General features: G+C 60.4%; 1 protein-coding gene. It reads right to left on the bottom strand.

Annotation, left to right across the window (positions count from 1 at the left end):
* A partial coding sequence (locus D7D26_RS12420) for a hypothetical protein (RefSeq protein WP_158606363.1) occupies nucleotides 1–556 on the bottom strand: 556 nt, incomplete at both ends.

The following is a 556-nucleotide window of genomic DNA, read 5'->3' as shown; positions in this document are numbered from 1 at the left end:
TCGACGACCAGCGGCGTGGCGGCGTCGATCTGCTTGCTGCCCGGCACGGCTTCCGCGTCCTGGATCGTCCACTTGGCTGCGGCGCCGATGGTGGTGCCGATGTTGTCGATCTTGGTCTTGGTGGCGTCGTCCAGCCCGATGGTCATCTTCTTCGCGGCGGTGTCGTAGGTCGCTTCCACGTAGTTCTTGCCCGCGAATTCAAGGGTGTTGCCGGCCTGGATCGCTCCGGTGTTCGCCCCCGCTTTTACGTTGAAGCCGCCCGACAGGTTGGTGATCGTGCTGTTGTTGCTGATGTCGATATTCTGGCCGAGATTCGGGTCGGCTTTGACGGTGACGACGGGAACGGAATCGGTTCCGGCCACTTCAACGGCGATCTTGTTCGTCTCGCCTTTGAACTGGATCTCGGGCACTCCGCTCTTGCTGATGGTGAGGGTCTTGGTATTGGCTGACGTGCCGTCGCTCACCTTGAACTTGCCGTCGATGTTCGTCACCGGATTGCTGGTGGTGGTGTTGATCTGGTTGATGACGTCGCCGGTGATGTTCTGCACGAGCTTGG

The organism is Pyramidobacter sp. CG50-2 (genome assembly GCF_003612005.1).
Lineage (GTDB): Bacteria > Synergistota > Synergistia > Synergistales > Dethiosulfovibrionaceae > Pyramidobacter.
This window is presented reverse-complemented; position numbering and strand designations above follow the sequence as displayed.